Annotated in this window: 1 protein-coding gene; it reads left to right on the top strand. The window is 51.0% G+C overall.

The genetic code is table 11. The features are described 5' to 3' along the window. Window positions 1-465, top strand: a 465-nt coding sequence (locus tag ACTXGO_RS15900) for an NAD(P)H-dependent oxidoreductase (RefSeq protein ID WP_443575202.1), incomplete at its 5' end; no start/stop codon positions are given. Window positions 466-594: the final 129 nt, after the last annotated feature.

Below are 594 nucleotides of genomic sequence, written 5' to 3'. Positions count from 1 at the left end.
AGCAAACCTGCGATTCCAGATGAGGGCGATCTATATTGCACGATGGACGACTTAAAGGGCTGCACCGGTCTGGCACTTGGTAGTCCTACTCACTTTGGCAACATGGCTGCGCCCATGAAATATTTTTGGGACAGTACTGTGACGCTTTGGCTAGCAGGCAATCTACAGAACAAGCCCGCCTCTGTATTCACTGCTACAGGCTCGATGCATGGCGGACAAGAGACGACACTGCTTACGATGATGTTGCCACTTATGCACCATGGTATGATGATAGTCGGTTTGCCTTATGCTGAGCCTGCGCTTGGGCGCACCAGTCGCGGCGGCACGCCTTATGGTGCCAGTCATGTTAGCGGCAGCGCGCATGATCAGCCTGTCACTGATGATGAGCGCGAATTGGCAGTGGCTTTGGGTCGCAGGCTTGCGATAAGCGCCAAAGCACTTGCGCAAGCGGACTTTGGTCGCTAAATATGCGCTTATGTCGCTAAATATGCGCTTATGTCGCTAAATATGCGCTTATGTCGCTAAATATGCGCTTATAGTGTTATGTCGCTCATTTTGTATGATCCTCCTTTATGTGACCCAATAGGAAAGCCA

This window comes from Psychrobacter sp. T6-1, assembly GCF_052258445.1.
The sequence above is the reverse complement of the archived record's forward strand: the minus strand, read 5'-3'. Positions and strand labels throughout refer to the sequence as shown.